Raw genomic sequence first — 15261 nt, 5'->3', positions numbered from 1 at the left:
TTTGGAGAATATATATTATTGATCATGTATACAATTGTTTACATGATTAAGAAATGGAGGTGATGTGGAATGGAACAAGACTTTCGAAAAAAGCTATTTCGAGGTGCAAAAATTGAAGACACTATTAAAGAATTAGAAAATTTAAGCCACCTATGTGAAGAAAAGGTAAAAACCAGTGAACAACTAGATAGACAACGTTTTTACGAAGGAATGTCAATGGCCTATATGTCAATCGCACTCAAGCTAAAGGGTTATTTTGATTACACCGATCATGATGTAATCGAGCATTTTTACACGGCTGTTACAAGAGGAGAGGGTGAAAACATGACAAATAACAATGAATATATTCAGACTTGTTCTTTTTGCGGGAAGAGTAAGGAAGAAGTTGGAGAATTAGCATTAGGACCTGGTGTATCCATCTGTAGTGAATGTTTAAAATTTGGTGAAGCTGTTATAAAATCCAGTTCACAGGAAAAATAATTTTTGCCCAATACTAGGTAGCCATTCCTTCTAAATTTTATAAGGAGAACACAGAGAACAAGTCATTTGTGTTCTCCTTCATATTTTATCTTTTTTTAAAGAAAAGACTAAGTCCGAAAATCCCGATTAGCTCGCTTATTTTAATAACATTACAGTTTCAATTGCTTTGAGCATTTCATAAGCACCATCGGATTTATTTGAACAAACAATGATAGTAAGACATGAATCTGGATAATACACTGAGCGAAAATTCACTCCAGGATCATAGCCCATTAAAATATACTTTACAACTTTATCTTCATTTACTTCCATATATCCCCCATATCCATAATAAATATCTGCTACTACCTTTGTACGGGGGATAAACAAAATCTGCGTCATTTCTTTCGTAAGTATTTGGTGATTCATAAGTGCATCCCAAAAAGTAACCATGTCTTTTGCCGTCACATAAGCTCCTCCATCAGAGGCACTCTTAACAGGAAGCGAATAAATATTCGTTTTCCAGCCTCCGTCAGGCTTCTGAATATAACCAAGTGCGACTCTCTCAGGCAATTCATCCATTTCAAAATATCCAGAATCAATCATTCCTGCCTTTTGAAAAATGAATTCTTGAACATAATCACTAAAAACGAGTCCGCTAATATGCTCAACGATAAGACCCAAAACAATATATCCAGAATTATTATAGTGAAAAGAATTACCTACGCTTGTTTTCATTTTTTTATTTTTAAATAACGGCAAAAAATCCTTTAACGTACGAATATGATACATTGGTGTTGATATCCAGAGCTCCTCGTAATCATTCATTTCAGCTTCATCAAAATAATCCGGCATCCCAGATGTATGAGTTAGTAAGTGGTGGATTGTGATTTCTTCATCAAGATGAGGAAAGTCGATATTTAAGCACTCTTTTAATTTCGTATCGAAGGAGATTCTCCCTTCCTCAATAAGTTGACAAATCGCGATTGATGTAAAGATTTTACAACCTGAAGCAATTGAATATCGTGTGTTTGTTTGATTATCACTTTTTTCTGAACGGTTAGCAAAGCCATAGCTTCCTGTTAAAACTTTCTCTTTTGATTTTGCATAGAACGTTCCTGAAAATTGTATATTCTCTTGTACTTCTTCTATTCTACTCATTGATTCTCTACTATTCATTTTAAATTCCTCCTAAATGTCCTATTTACTAGTTTTATTGTATGAGTTAAAGGAAAAAGGACATCTAGTTAGAGCATTCACATTTGATAACGAATCATACGATCATCCTCCTTTCATAAAGCATAACATAAGTATAGTAATTTATTGTATAATAAGGAAAATTATTACTTGAGATTATTCAGTCCGCAATTTTTCTGCCTCTGGATAATCTGCGATAAATTTCTCATTAAACTCATTTAGTCGATCATGATAGTTCTTATAAGATTCACTTAATATTTTCAAATTAGGAATAAAAATATCGGAATAACCACTATTTTTTTGGAAATTTATCATAAGCTGCTGCAATTTATAGGCAGGACTTAATTTATACTCCTCTGAATTCCGATACTCTAAGTACACTCTAATCCAATCATCATTTTCAATTTTGAAATGATCATAGTCCTTTAATGCCTCACACACTCCTGTATCAATCTTGCTTATTTCAGTAAGGCTTCCAATTTGCTCAGTTAAATACTCTTGGATATCATGTGGAAAGCTTACATCTTTGACATTATCAAGATAGTCAACAATTCTATTAAATGCAGCCAGTTTCTCACTGCTGTCTATTTCTCCCTCTAAAAACGGTCCAAAGTGAACGTATAAGTATTTACCAAAATACCCAGGAAAGCATTGCAATAATTTATCTTTAATTAACATATAATGATCTAATTTTTGTTCAATATCATTGAATGCCTCATCAACAGAAAGAGAATGATTTAAATAATACAATATATAGTCATGTTGGGCTTTTAATTGAGAGATTTGAAATTTTTGCTTTTCTTGAAAAGCTTGTAAAGCAGCATGCATATCACCGTGAAGAATGATAGCTTTAATATCAGAAACACCCATGCCTAGCTTTCTAAGGATAAAAACCTTTTTTAATAAAATCACATCAATATCATCATATGTTCGATAGCCATTCGAATCGTATTTCTTCTCAAGTAATCCCTCTTTTTCATAATAGCTTATTGCCTTCTTCGTTAACTTACAGCGTTTTGACACTTCACCTATTCGCATTGTAGGCACCTCATTTTCAGATGATATATTTAATAGTAAACGAACCCCTAAGGTTCCAGTCAATCACCTATTTAAAAGCCCATTTTCCAATTCTTCCACTATTTTTACATTTCCCAGTTGACACACACTACATTAATGTAGTGAATTAGAACCAACTAACTATGTTCCCGGAAAAAATGAATAAGGCAAAGCCCCCGCTTTAAATTAAAATGGGGGCTCATGATTATTTTTCTAGTTGAATATAGAGGCATTCCCACTCGTTCTCTAGTTCCTCTTTTTCAACATACAATTGCTGTAATTGGTCCAAATTTTCAACTTCCATTAACAATCTCTCGAGCTTGGCAATTTTTTGTTCGACTACTTCTAAATTCTGCTCTAGATTTCTCGTTTTCACATCAATTTTTTTATCATGTACTTGATTATTTAAATCTTTTCCTTTGACCGCGGGCTGGTTTTGTTTCTGATTCATCCTCTTTTCAGCCATTTTCTCCTTCGCCCAATTGTAATTCCCTTCAAAGCCATGCACTTGTTTGGCTTCAATCCAATAAATCTTTTCGAATAATTTGTTAAGAAAGTAACGATCATGTGAGACAGCTAAAATCGTTCCATTAAAATCCTCAAGTGCTTCTTCTAAAACTTCACGCGACTCAATATCTAAATGGTTCGTTGGTTCATCTAAAATAAGTAAATTCATATCTTGATACATGAGCTGTGCTAAGCGAAGTCTCATCCTTTCTCCGCCGCTGAGCTGAGCAACTTTGCGAAAGACGGTATGCCCATAGAATAAAAATCTCGCCAAAATTCCTCTCGCTTCTCCCTCTGTCACCTTTACTTCATTGCGAAACGCCTCCATAATCGTTTCATCAACCATATCGGAAAAAATATGTTGTGATAAATAGCCAATTTTCACATTACTACCTACTCTTACTGTCCCTTCATCAGCATGTAATTGTTGAAGAATCAATTTAATTAAAGTCGATTTTCCCGTTCCATTTTCTCCAACGATTGCTGCTCGCTGCTGATAATGTACATGCATGTTAACCTTTTGAAAAAGTAGCTGCTCCCCAAATCGTTTTTCCACTTCTTGGAGCATAATAACATCATTCCCACTTCGCTCCGAAGCCCCCATTTCTAGACTCATTTTCTTTCGATTTATGATGGGACGATTCAGCTTTTCCATTCTTTCTAAGGCTCTTTCCATATTTCTTGCTCGTTTATGAAGCCCTTCATTCGGGGGATTGGCTCTATTTGCCCACTCTCGTAAACGTTTTATCGCTTCCTTCATTTTCTTTATTTTCTTCTGCTGTTCTTCATAGGCATGAAATTCTCTGAGGAGACGCTCCTCTTTTTCTTTTACAAATCCTGAAAAATTTGTTTGGTAGCATTCAATTTCCCCGTCCTCCAAATCCAAAATCTTATTTGTCACTTCATCTAGAAAATAGCGATCATGTGAAATCACAATAACCGTCCCACTATATTTTTGTAAAAAATCACCTAGCCACTCTACTGCCATCAAATCTAAATGATTCGTAGGTTCATCAAGCAATAAAAAATCTGGATTTTTAAGAAGAATGTATGCTAGACTCACCTTTGTTTTTTCTCCACCGCTTAAAGTGAAAAAAGGTTTTTCTAATAAGCTATTTATATTTAATCCATTAACCATTTTTTCGATATTTGCATCGATTTCATATCCGCCTTTTAATGTAAATTGATCTTGCAAATCTCCATATTCATTCATTAATTTTTCGAGATTGTCTTCACTCCTACCCATATCCATTTCAAGCTCCTTCATCTTTTCTTCCATTCGTAAAAGATCGAAGAAAGCTGTCTTTAAAATATTCTTCGTTGTTAATTCATTGTGAATATCTGGAATTTGTTCCAGATAGCCAATTTGAGATCCTTTTTTCCAATGAATTTGACCTGAATCAGGTAATTCCTCACCAGAAAGGAGGCGGAACAATGTTGTTTTGCCACTTCCATTCCGACCGACTAAACCAACCCGTTCTTTTTCCTGAATTTCAAATGATATATTTTCAAAAATGGTATTTCCTCCGTATAATTTCTTTACTTGATTCACACTGCAAGCAATCATTGTGATATTCCTCCTTCAATAAATACACACAAAAAAGCCATAGAGAATACAACACTCCCCATGGCTGTTAATTGGCTGATTTTGAATATAAAAAAGAGGAGCATGAAAGCTCCTCTTTTCAACCGTGCTAAATCATAATTGGTGGGTTAGAGATGTTTCTGCTGTTTTATCCTTACTATTAAGTTGCTAAAAATGGACACACGTATCCCGTTAGCAGCCAAAACAGCAAATTTTGAACGGCAAAGAAGTAAAAACTCATTCCAAAAACCGTTCGCTAAAACAGCCTGATTACACATCATTCCCCACCTCCGTCTCCTAAATATTCCATTTCATATTATCAGTTCTTTTTCTATTTTTCAAGAAATTCCTTACTTCCTTTATTCTGAAACTAAAATCCTTGGGGACGTTTTATTAATAACCTTCGATGAAACCCAAGAACCGAGAGCTGCTGAAACAATACTTGCGACTGCAAGGAGGATAATCCCTTGCCAATTTAAGATTAGTGGAAGCTGGACAATTCCATATTCAGAAAGTACACGCTCAAGTGTAAGTGGTAGAACGTACACTCCAACAAAAATCCCTACTACAGCTCCAAGCGAGGACAGTATAATAATACCTCCTGTGATGGAGCATCTTATTTTAAAGGATGGCATTCCAATTGATTTATAAATGCCATATGTTTTATTTTCTTTTCGAATATTCATACGGCAAGTACTATAAATAATAATGCCTGTGACAAGAAGGAATAATAATCCCATCATACTCATTGGAGCAATTAAAACTGCGACTGCTTCTTTAAACACAGTATCTAATAACGTCTGCTGTGTGTACGCTGTAACCGAAGTTTTATATTTTTCATTAAGCTCGTCAACAATTAAATCTGCCTGCTGTACGTCGTGCAAATTAATATAGCATATTTCCATTTCATTGTTTGTAGATGTCTCCTTCAGTGCATCAGCAGGTACTCTTGCTGAATAGGACTTGTTTGAAATGGCTTGATAAATACCGGTAATGGTAAACGAATGCAGATGACCATCAATATAAATCTCGACTATATCTCCAATTTCTTTTTGGGCCGCTCTTGCTACATTGACACCAACGATAATTTCATTTTTATTTGTGGGATTATGTCCCCGTATTGTAGCAAATCCCAGCTCATCAAAATTCCCTTCAATCACCTCTAGACTTATATTCATCGATTCCTTCATGTGATTTTCGGATTTCGTCTTCCCTGTAGAAGGAATCACTCCGTTTTTCCCACCAAACCAGCCAATGTTTTTCACTCTGTCATCATTTAATACATCATTCTCAAACTCTTCCTGTGAAAAGGTATCTTTGTTAAAAATGGTTACTGCAATATGAGAAGCATCATATCCCCACAATGGTGCAGTCTGATTAATGAATACAACACTTGTAATGATGTTAAAACCAAAAACGAGAACTCCCGAAGAAATGGCCGTTAATGCAAACATTAGCAAGGTACCTTTACGATTTTTTGCAATATTCCTAAGTCCAATCATTGAATAAATTGAACGACTTTTAAATTCGGATGTATCCTTCTCTTTAAAGCGTAATCTTTTTGTCATTTTCGTATGGTCTATTTCTGACATCCCAAATTTGATCGCCTGTACCGGCTCAATAAAACGAGCTTTATTTGCATAGAACAACACAGAAAAAATGACAATGGCAAGGACACTTATTCCGACAGCTACGGATGAATTTATTCCATTTATGATAACCTCTGTTTTGTCAGTCTTCAGATTGGATAACGAACTTTCCACGATTAGCTGGGAAATAAAGCGACCACATAATAAGCCTGGAATAATTGAAACAGCAGCAAGGAATGCATATTGGATTATATATGTGCTAATAAGTCGAAATGACGAAAAACCAAGTGATTTAAGTACTCCAATCGTTTTATAGCTTTCTAAAATGGCATCAGAAATCGTAAAACCAACCGTATATAAGGCAACAGCCATCATGACCGCTCCTAGAAAAATCATAATAAAACCAATCATTTTATTAATGATGAGGTAAAACGATGATATTTCTCCGAAATCCCTTTTGGTTTCGAGATAAGGTGTGCCAAGAAATTCCTCAAAATCATTCCAAATTTTCATATTTTGACGATAATCATCGTACCTGAGTCCGATCATATATAAGTCTTCACCTTGCATTGTGCTTATATATTCTTCATAATCTTGACTATTCATCCATATACGAGCACTATTTGAAAATGGGGCTACATAAGGAATATCAACAACAATAGCAGATACCTGGAGCTCAAATACGATTTTGCCAGTATTAAACTGGATTGAATCGCCAACTGAAATTCCATTTGAATTTGCCATCGAAGTCGGGATCCAAATCGAGCCCACTAATGGATTAGCTTGTTCCTCCCCTTGCGCAAAAATAAGCTCATCTACGGCCATTGGCACTGTCGGTGTATCCATCATGTACAAATATAAATTCGGAATTTCTTCATTTTTATACATGACTTTAGAAAGGTTTCGATAGCGTAGTAGTTCAGTGGCACTAACTTCCTCTTGATCCCCCCACCATGAATGAACGATTTGTGGGTCATGCAATCCTTTTTCAATGCTCAAAAGCTGATGAGATCCATTTGTTTTCATATGCATTTCTTCAAACGAATTTTCAGTATTTACAATTACAGTGATTGAGGTGGCAAGAAGTAGAGTTGATAGCATAATTAAGATGAAGATTAACCCATTTTGCATTTTCTTTTTTCGTAAATGAGATAAGCAAAGCAACCAAATCGCATACATTTTTGTCACCTCTTCTCAGAAACAAACGAAAAGATAAGATTTTCTCTGTCCTGAGTACCGCCATCCACATATTTTTCAAACTCTAATATACCCGCAACCTTTCCATCCTGTATTAAAATAAGCCGATCTGCTCGACAAGCAGCCTTGATGTCATGTGTAACCATCACAACAGATTGCCCTTTGCGATTCATTTCCGTTAAAATATCTAATACTGCAACACCATGATCATAATTTAAACTCCCAGTCGGCTCATCCGCAAAAATAATATCAGGTGAATTGATGAGAGCCCGAGCGATGGCGGCTCTTTGCTGTTGGCCGCCGGACGTCTGGGAAGGGAGACGATTCTTTAAGCGCGCAATATCCATATTTTCCATAAGCGACAACGCTCTTTGCCTAACATCCTGCTTTCGTCCATTCGCAATAAAACCTGGCAAAGCGATATTCTCGAAAATCGTTAAATCAGGAACGAGATTAATATTTTGATAAATATAGCCAATCTTTTCCGCTCTAAACTCCGCCATTTCCTTTTCAGTGTATTGATCAATGCGTGTATCATTAAAATACACCTCACCCGCTGTAATATTATCTAGTCCACTTAATAGATAAAGAAGCGTAGATTTTCCCGATCCCGAATTCCCCATAATAACGGTGAAATCGCCTTCGTATATCTCTAAATCGAGATTTTTGATGGCGTGGAACTGTTCACTCCCAGTTGAATAAGTTTTACAAAGGTTTGCCCCATGAATAATAGTCATTCTTGACATCTTCGGCCCTCCTGAACATATGATAGCTTTAGTGTAACGGGCAATCCTTTCACAACACTTATGAAGTTATTAATAAATTATTACAATTAAAAGCGTAAGCGCCTTGCTCAGCGACGTATAAACTGGACTGACCTCGACTGAGATAAAGGAAACACGACGAGTGATAACGAGTCGATGTTGACTTATCGTAGGGAGAGGGAGGGAAGTTTACTAGTCGCTAGGCGCTGGAGCTAGACACTCATCCAATTCCAAAGATATAAATTCTGATATTATGAGATCCAAACGCTTCTAACTTAATGGAAGAGTAAAGTAGAAAGTAGTCCCTTGACCTTTTTTACTTGAAAAAGAAATCGTTCCGTGATGGGCTTCAATAATATATTTACAAATGGATAGCCCTAAACCATTTCCTTCATTTTTTTGTTTTGCCTGTATGAAACTCGTTTGCCCTTTATAGTAGCGTTCAAAAATAAACGGCATGTCCTCTTGAAGAATTCCTTCCCCTGTATCTGCAATCGTTACTCGTAATACTTTTTCCTCCTGCTTGATCTGAATAGAAATTGAATCCCCTGAAGAAGTATGCTTTAATGCGTTGGCCACAAGATTAGCGATAACCTGCTCTAATCGATTGACATCTATATTTACTAATACATTGGGAATTTCTTTCGGGCCCATAAACGTAATCCCCATTGTTTGAACAACATGACTTAAAGGTTTCAGTATTTGTGAAAAGACCTTTTTACTATATTGCTCAGTAGGACGAACGGAAACTTGCCCTAATTCTCTTAACGAATGAAGCAGCAAATCATCGATCAATCTTGTCATTTTATCCGTATTGACGCTCATCACTTCAATATAAGCTTGCATTGCTTCTTGATTAGGACACACCCCGTCGAGGATCGCTTCAATATAAGCCTTAACAGTTGTAAGTGGTGTTTTTAGATCATGGGAAATCGAAGAAATCAGTTCCTTCTGAGCACGCTCTTGCTCATCTCTTTTTTCATTGAGATGCTTCATTTCAATTCTCATTTGATCAAACATGCTATAGACTTCACCAATTTCATCCAATTCTGTATACTCTAGCTTTTGCTCAAAATCCCCTTTAAGAATGGCCTCTGAATGATCTTTTAATTTAGAAATTGGCAAAAGCATTCCATTATCTATTTTGTTTCTTAATTTCTTGAATAAAACAAATAATGCGAGTGCCGTTAAGACTAGAATGATATAAGCAAGCATTGTTAAGGTGTTCGATTTTTCAACGATAATAAATTTTGTAGGCATCGAAAAAATGGCGTTCCCTATTTGAACTCCCATTTGGTCATCAACTAACGGAAACGCAATCTTGATTCGATCATTTTCAACGATGGAATGATATAGATCGTAATGAACTGAATGCTTAACATCCAATTTTTGCTCAAGTATATTTTCAGAAGAAGTAAACTGAATGCTTCCATCCAGCTTTACAACGGTTAAGTCAACTTCATTCTCCTCACACATCTCATGAAGAGTGCTACGTACGCGCCCATTCATTGAAATATCAGCATAATTTTGCTCTAAATAATACATCAAACTACTTACTTTTACACGAACTTGATTAATGACATATGAAGGATTTGTCTCCTTCTTATTAGAGAATTCATTGATGAATAAATACGTTCCGCACCCCATCATGATTAGTACACAGCTACTAACAAGGGTAAGCCATCTTTTCATCCAACTTTTGAAATACATATGTATCACTAGCTCACTCGCTTTCTAAACTAAATTTATATCCAATCCCCCAAACCGTTTTAATATATGTCGGATTGGAAGGATCGATCTCAAATTTCTCTCTTAATCTACGAATATATACTGTCACTGTATTTTCATCACCGTATTCGGCATACCCCCAAACCGCATCCAATAACTGGCTCTTTGAAAATACTTGGTTCTTATGATCGGCTAAGAAAAAGAGCAGGTCAAATTCTTTAGCAGATAATGAGATTTCTTCACCGTCAACTGTTAAGGTATAAGCTTGTTTATCAATGACAATATGATTGAACTTCAATACATGCTTATTTATCTTTTGCTGCTCTGTTCGCTCACTTCTTCTAATATGTGCATGAATTCTTGCAACAAGCTCACTAAAGGAAAATGGCTTTGTCATATAATCATCCGCACCGAAACCAAGCCCTAACACCTTATCTGTATCACTGCTTCTTGCACTAAGAATGAGGATGGGTGTTTCATTTTCATCGCGGATTTGACGACAAAGCTCAATACCATCCATATCTGGAAGAGTTAAATCTAGAATAATTAAGTCAGGCTGTACTTCATTAATCAGCCTTTTCCCATCCTTGCCACTTTCCGCAATCACTACTTCAAACCCGTTCACATGCAAATAATCTTGAACAATCCGAGCAATGTCTTTCTCATCTTCAATCATCAATAATTTTCTTTTTCGGTTCATATGACCTCTCCGTCCCCATCATTTAGGAGTATTGTTATTTTTAGTATTATTTTTTATCCAGTTATGCAAGCGTGTAGCATTGTATTATGCTTATGTAAAATGATTCAATTTTAGCTTACACATTAAAGTGTATCAAATTTTTATAAATTCAGGAAAATAAAGCTTAATAGTGGGAATGCGAGGGAGAAATGCGGAATTTTAACACGAAAAAAGAGCGTGCTTGAAAGAAAATCCTCATACACGCTCTTATATATGATGATAATATATTTTTTCCAACCTTGAATCGCTAAGCAAATTTACTTATTGCGCTGTATAGCCTCCATCTACTAATAAATTGGCACCTGTAATGAAAGAGGACTCATCACTCGCAAGGAATAACACGGCATTCGCGATTTCTTCCGGTTTGCCAAGACGTCCGATTGGATGTAAGGATATCAGATGTTCTTTCGTTGCTTCATCAAGATCCTTTAACATTGGTGTATCAATATAACCTGGGCAAACAGCATTAATTCTAATTCCTTTATGTGCATAAGTGACAGCTGCAGAACGGGTCATATTCACAACCCCACCTTTGGCAGCTGCATAGGCCGACACTGATGGTTGCCCAACATGTCCTAAAATGGATGCACAGTTAATAATAGATCCTCCACCATTTCTTAGCATTTCAGGAATCGCAAATTTACTGCAAAGGAATACACCTGTAAGATCAATGCTAATCATTCTATTCCAATCTTCCACACTCGTTTCATGAATATCACCCATAGAGCCTACACCGGCATTGGCAAATAAAATATCTAATTTTCCATATGTATCTACTGTTTCCCTAACGAGATTTGCGACATCTTCTTCGTTCGAGACATCTGTTTGAACAAAAATAGCTTCTCCGCCCTGCTCTTTGATTCGGTTTACAACGTTTTCTCCTTTTTCCATATTGCGGGCTGCAATAACTACCTTTGCCCCTTCCTTAGCAAATAATAGTGCTGTACTTTCGCCAATTCCGAACGTTCCTCCTGTAATAATTGCCACTTTTTCATGTAAACGCATAGCCAATTCCTCCAGTCAATTATGTTGAAATTGAGTCAAACTAGAATCTGTTTGTGAAAATATTCACAATGATCCTCTCAAATAAAATTATACATAATAATCTTCCTTCCATCGTTTAAATAAGTGACAAATTTCTTTCATTTTTATCAAGTTTGAAATGATTCGTTTACATATTTAAAGTAAATTGACAGGATTGCTTGCCCCTCATCATGATGGGAATTATGATAGAAATTGGAAGACACCATTTTCAAATGAAGAGACCGAAATGTGTGGAAAACAAGGAGGAGAAGTCATGTCTTTTTACGAAGCTTTATCACCTTACTATGATCGAATTTTTCCATTAAATCAGCTCGCATGTTCCTTCTTATCAAGTTATTTCCATAATGGAGAAGCTGTCCTCGATATTGGTGCTGGTACAGGAAGTATGGCTATTGCCCTCGCTGATAAAGGGTTACAAGTAACAGCGCTAGAACCTGAAGAAACAATGGCAGAACAAATCCGCTTAAAAGCCGTTTCAAGCGGACTTAACATAGCTGTTAACACAACATCTATGGAAGAGATCGATTTATTACAAGAGCATTATGACGGCATATACTGTATTGGAAATACAATCGCCCACCTGCAAAATTTAGGGGAGATTGAAGGCTTTTTAAGCAAATGCTATAAAAAACTAAATCAGAATGGTAAGCTCATCCTGCAAACTGTGAATTATGATCACGTCCTTTCTAATCAACATTTCTCCTTTCCTGTCATACAGAAAGAAGATTTCATATTTACAAGGGAATATGAAAAGAAAGACGAAAAAATCCTTTTTACAACAAAGTTGGCTGCTAGCGAGGATTCGATCATCAACACTGTACCGTTGTATCCAATTACGTCCCAACAACTAATTCCTTTACTTAATAAAGTCGGCTTTCAAACGGTTTATCTTTATGGAAACTTCAAACGTGATGACTATTCAATGAATGCACAGGCATTAATAATCGTTGCTTTCGGGACAAAGGGATAGGTCCCTTGTCCCAATGTTTAGAGATTAGGGAACCTATCCCCTTACTTAGTTCTTTAATTCTATTAGAAGTGGTGTTCCACTTTCTTCAATTTTCTTAATCATTTCGTCTGTCAGGATTAAATCTGACGTGTTCTCTTTCATTTCTTGCTCTATTTGCTTTTCATGTCGCTCCGTTTCCTTCATCCAGCTGTTATACCCAACCGTAAGGAGTTCTTTATTATATCTAGAGAAACCGATTTGAACAGCCTCACCTTCATCTGACCGTACACGGAAGAAAATATCCGTATTTTTGCCTCCTAGTTTGTTTTCTTGATACCCTTGTCCACTATACTCAACAGAAGTCACTTTACCTGATAATAATTGATATTTTTCGACTGCTTCTTTTGCTAAACTTTGATATTCTTCATTATTTTTCAATAGATTTATATCCATGCCTTCACGAATATCTTTTTCCTTATGGTAAATCCATTTTGCTATCATATGATTTTCTCCCGTTACGGCATCTAATTGAAAAGCGTATGACAGCATATCATTGATTTCAACATTTGCCTCCCATATAGCACGCTGCTGTGTTGAACTAGCTGGATTATAAGTCATTTTCAATGTTTTACCATTTAAATCAACTTTGAAAACCTCCCACAAATTTTGACTTGCAAGCTCAGCTGCCTCTTCCATTTTTAAATCGTTCACTGTTGGTTTGTCTTCCCCAACTAGTTCAACTTTATAATCTTTCTTGACATAGTCCTTCGGTACTCTGCTATTATCTGTATTCGCATAAGGGATACTGTAGCTAGTAGGAACTACCTGTGTTTTATTGACTTCTACCGCTTTAACACTTTGACTTATTCCGCAAAATACGAGTGTCGTCACAGTAATTGCTCCTACAGAACCAAAGATAAGCTTCTTCATTTCATTTCCTTTTGCCATTTTCATCTCATTCAATCTCCTTTTCGTTTTTAGTTGTATGGTGTTCTCACCGTTATTAGTATAAAAACAGAAGATTATCAAACTATCACGAACTTATTATGAACTTGTAAAAGTTAATTTAGCTGTTGTCCCTTTCCCTATTTCCGATAAAAAGCTTAGCTCTGCATGATGGTTAACTGCAATTTGCTGGCAGAGTGTTAAACCTAAACCCGCTCCTCCACCTGAGCGACTACGAGAAGGATCTACTCGGTAAAATGCTTCTGTTATATGAAGGAGATGCTCCTTTGACATCCCTTTTCCATTATCTTGGACGGCAATCACTTTATGTTCATTCTCTATGTAGGCAATGAGTTTTATAAACCCGCCTGGACGACAAGCTTTGAGTGCATTATCAATTAAATTAATGAGTAAAATATGCATGAGGTCTGGATCACAGAACAGAGTATTAAAATGATATTCATAGGAAATCTCAATTTGTTGTTCCTTTGCTTTCAGCGATAAGGATTGCTCAACATCATGAATTAGCTTGCTCATTTCAACTTTTCTCCGCTCACTTTCGCTTGTGCGAAGAGTTGCCATCTCCAGCAATCGATTCGCAATATTTTGCAGTCTGCGGCTTTCTGACATAATATAATTCGTTGCAAACAGCCGATCTTCTTCTGTACGAACGACCTTCTGAATATATTCTGCATAGCCATAAATCGATGTTAAAGGTGTTCTAAGTTCGTGTGCTAAATTATCTACAAATTGTTGTTTCTGTTCCGCTGCCATAGCTAGCTGCTGCATCTGACTTTGGATTTCCTCAGCCATATGATTGAAGCTATGTGCCATTTCAGCAAGCTCATCATTTCCTTTCACCTCAATCCGATTTCGGTACTGACCTTGGGCAATACTTTTGGAAGCAGAAGAAATGAGCTGCAGGGGCTTAAACACACGGTTCAGCACGAATAACAAACTTACTGCCAACAATCCACAAAGTAGCATCCCGATTAGAAAGAGCATAATCGTCATTTTATTCCATGAAGAAATGATATCAGATACATGATAATAATAGGCAAGTGTATATGAATCATAGGGTGCTGGCAAGGCGCCAGTCACTCTGATGTAATCCTTATCTGCAAACTTCTCAATTGAAATAAGCCGTTCATTTACTTTCATATGATTTGGCATTTTAGGAAGCTTATTAGACTCTCCGATTACATTTGTGTAAAGTTGCTTGCTATCCTTTGAAATCGTCAATATTACTTTTTGCTTGTTATAAAAATTAAAATAAGATCGATAAAGAGATTCGACTCCATTATCAATAGAAATGCCTCTATTTTCTAATGCATGTAAATCCTTCGCATACGATGATGCGATAAAATAATGTTCTCTTAAACTGCGCTCTTTAGAACTTTCGAGATTGCTTATTAGCGTCATCGAAGAAATGAGTAAAATGCCGCTGTAAAAAAACAAAATAAAAAGAGTAAGTGTGAGTAAAAAAGTCCGTAATTTCATTT

The 15261-nt window shown here is 36.1% G+C and carries 13 protein-coding genes; 2 read left to right on the top strand and 11 right to left on the bottom strand.

Going from position 1 to position 15261, the window contains the following annotated elements:
* Nucleotides 1-69 precede the first annotated feature (69 nt).
* Entirely contained in the window at nucleotides 70-480 is a 411-nt protein-coding gene (locus KDN24_RS02560) for a ClpX C4-type zinc finger protein (protein ID WP_409975136.1), read from the top strand.
* Between the two features lie 135 nt (nucleotides 481-615).
* Here KDN24_RS02560 and KDN24_RS02555 read toward each other — a convergent pair whose 3' ends face one another.
* The 9 genes from KDN24_RS02555 to KDN24_RS02515 all read right to left on the bottom strand — a co-directional run bounded on the left by KDN24_RS02555 (nucleotide 616) and on the right by KDN24_RS02515 (nucleotide 11826).
* The gene (locus KDN24_RS02555; protein ID WP_409975135.1) at nucleotides 616-1638 is read right to left on the bottom strand and encodes a serine hydrolase domain-containing protein; all 1023 of its coding nucleotides are present in this window, start codon (nucleotides 1636-1638) and stop codon (nucleotides 616-618) included.
* 174 nt (nucleotides 1639-1812) lie between these two features.
* Nucleotides 1813-2694, bottom strand: a complete 882-nt coding sequence (locus KDN24_RS02550) for a MerR family transcriptional regulator (RefSeq protein ID WP_409975134.1) — start codon at nucleotides 2692-2694, stop codon at nucleotides 1813-1815.
* 223 nt (nucleotides 2695-2917) lie between these two features.
* Nucleotides 2918-4786, bottom strand: coding sequence for a ribosomal protection-like ABC-F family protein (gene abc-f / locus KDN24_RS02545; RefSeq protein ID WP_409975133.1), 1869 nt, complete (start codon nucleotides 4784-4786; stop codon nucleotides 2918-2920).
* A gap of 146 nt (nucleotides 4787-4932) precedes the next feature.
* Entirely contained in the window at nucleotides 4933-5085 is a 153-nt protein-coding gene (locus tag KDN24_RS02540) for an RAxF-45 family protein (RefSeq protein WP_409975132.1), read from the bottom strand.
* A gap of 78 nt (nucleotides 5086-5163) precedes the next feature.
* On the bottom strand, nucleotides 5164-7572 hold the full coding sequence (locus tag KDN24_RS02535; protein WP_409975131.1) for an ABC transporter permease: 2409 nt from the start codon (nucleotides 7570-7572) through the stop codon (nucleotides 5164-5166).
* Nucleotides 7573-7577: 5 nt separating this feature from the next.
* Nucleotides 7578-8336 (bottom strand): ABC transporter ATP-binding protein, encoded by a 759-nt coding sequence (locus KDN24_RS02530; RefSeq protein ID WP_409975130.1) that lies wholly within the window; start codon nucleotides 8334-8336, stop codon nucleotides 7578-7580.
* Between the two features lie 288 nt (nucleotides 8337-8624).
* Nucleotides 8625-10046, bottom strand: coding sequence for a sensor histidine kinase (locus KDN24_RS02525; protein WP_491348280.1), 1422 nt, complete (start codon nucleotides 10044-10046; stop codon nucleotides 8625-8627).
* 31 nt (nucleotides 10047-10077) lie between these two features.
* Nucleotides 10078-10782, bottom strand: a complete 705-nt coding sequence (locus KDN24_RS02520; RefSeq protein WP_409975127.1) for a response regulator transcription factor — start codon at nucleotides 10780-10782, stop codon at nucleotides 10078-10080.
* A gap of 300 nt (nucleotides 10783-11082) precedes the next feature.
* The gene (locus KDN24_RS02515) at nucleotides 11083-11826 is read right to left on the bottom strand and encodes an SDR family NAD(P)-dependent oxidoreductase (protein WP_409975126.1); all 744 of its coding nucleotides are present in this window, start codon (nucleotides 11824-11826) and stop codon (nucleotides 11083-11085) included.
* Nucleotides 11827-12118: 292 nt separating this feature from the next.
* On the opposite strand from KDN24_RS02515, the gene KDN24_RS02510 reads away from it, so the two are divergent.
* The gene (locus KDN24_RS02510; protein WP_409975125.1) at nucleotides 12119-12835 is read left to right on the top strand and encodes a class I SAM-dependent methyltransferase; all 717 of its coding nucleotides are present in this window, start codon (nucleotides 12119-12121) and stop codon (nucleotides 12833-12835) included.
* 45 nt (nucleotides 12836-12880) lie between these two features.
* On the opposite strand, the gene KDN24_RS02505 is transcribed toward KDN24_RS02510, so the two are convergent.
* Together KDN24_RS02505 and KDN24_RS02500 are read right to left on the bottom strand one after the other, a co-directional pair.
* On the bottom strand, nucleotides 12881-13768 hold the full coding sequence (locus KDN24_RS02505) for a hypothetical protein (RefSeq protein WP_409975124.1): 888 nt from the start codon (nucleotides 13766-13768) through the stop codon (nucleotides 12881-12883).
* Between the two features lie 90 nt (nucleotides 13769-13858).
* Nucleotides 13859-15259, bottom strand: coding sequence for a sensor histidine kinase (locus KDN24_RS02500; protein WP_409975123.1), 1401 nt, complete (start codon nucleotides 15257-15259; stop codon nucleotides 13859-13861).
* Between the last annotated feature and the right edge of the window lie 2 nt (nucleotides 15260-15261).

The organism is Cytobacillus sp. Bva_UNVM-123 (assembly GCF_046351715.2).
In the GTDB taxonomy this organism is placed as follows: Bacteria; Bacillota; Bacilli; order Bacillales; family Cytobacillaceae; genus Cytobacillus.
The sequence above is the reverse complement of the archived record's forward strand: the minus strand, read 5'-3'. Positions and strand labels throughout refer to the sequence as shown.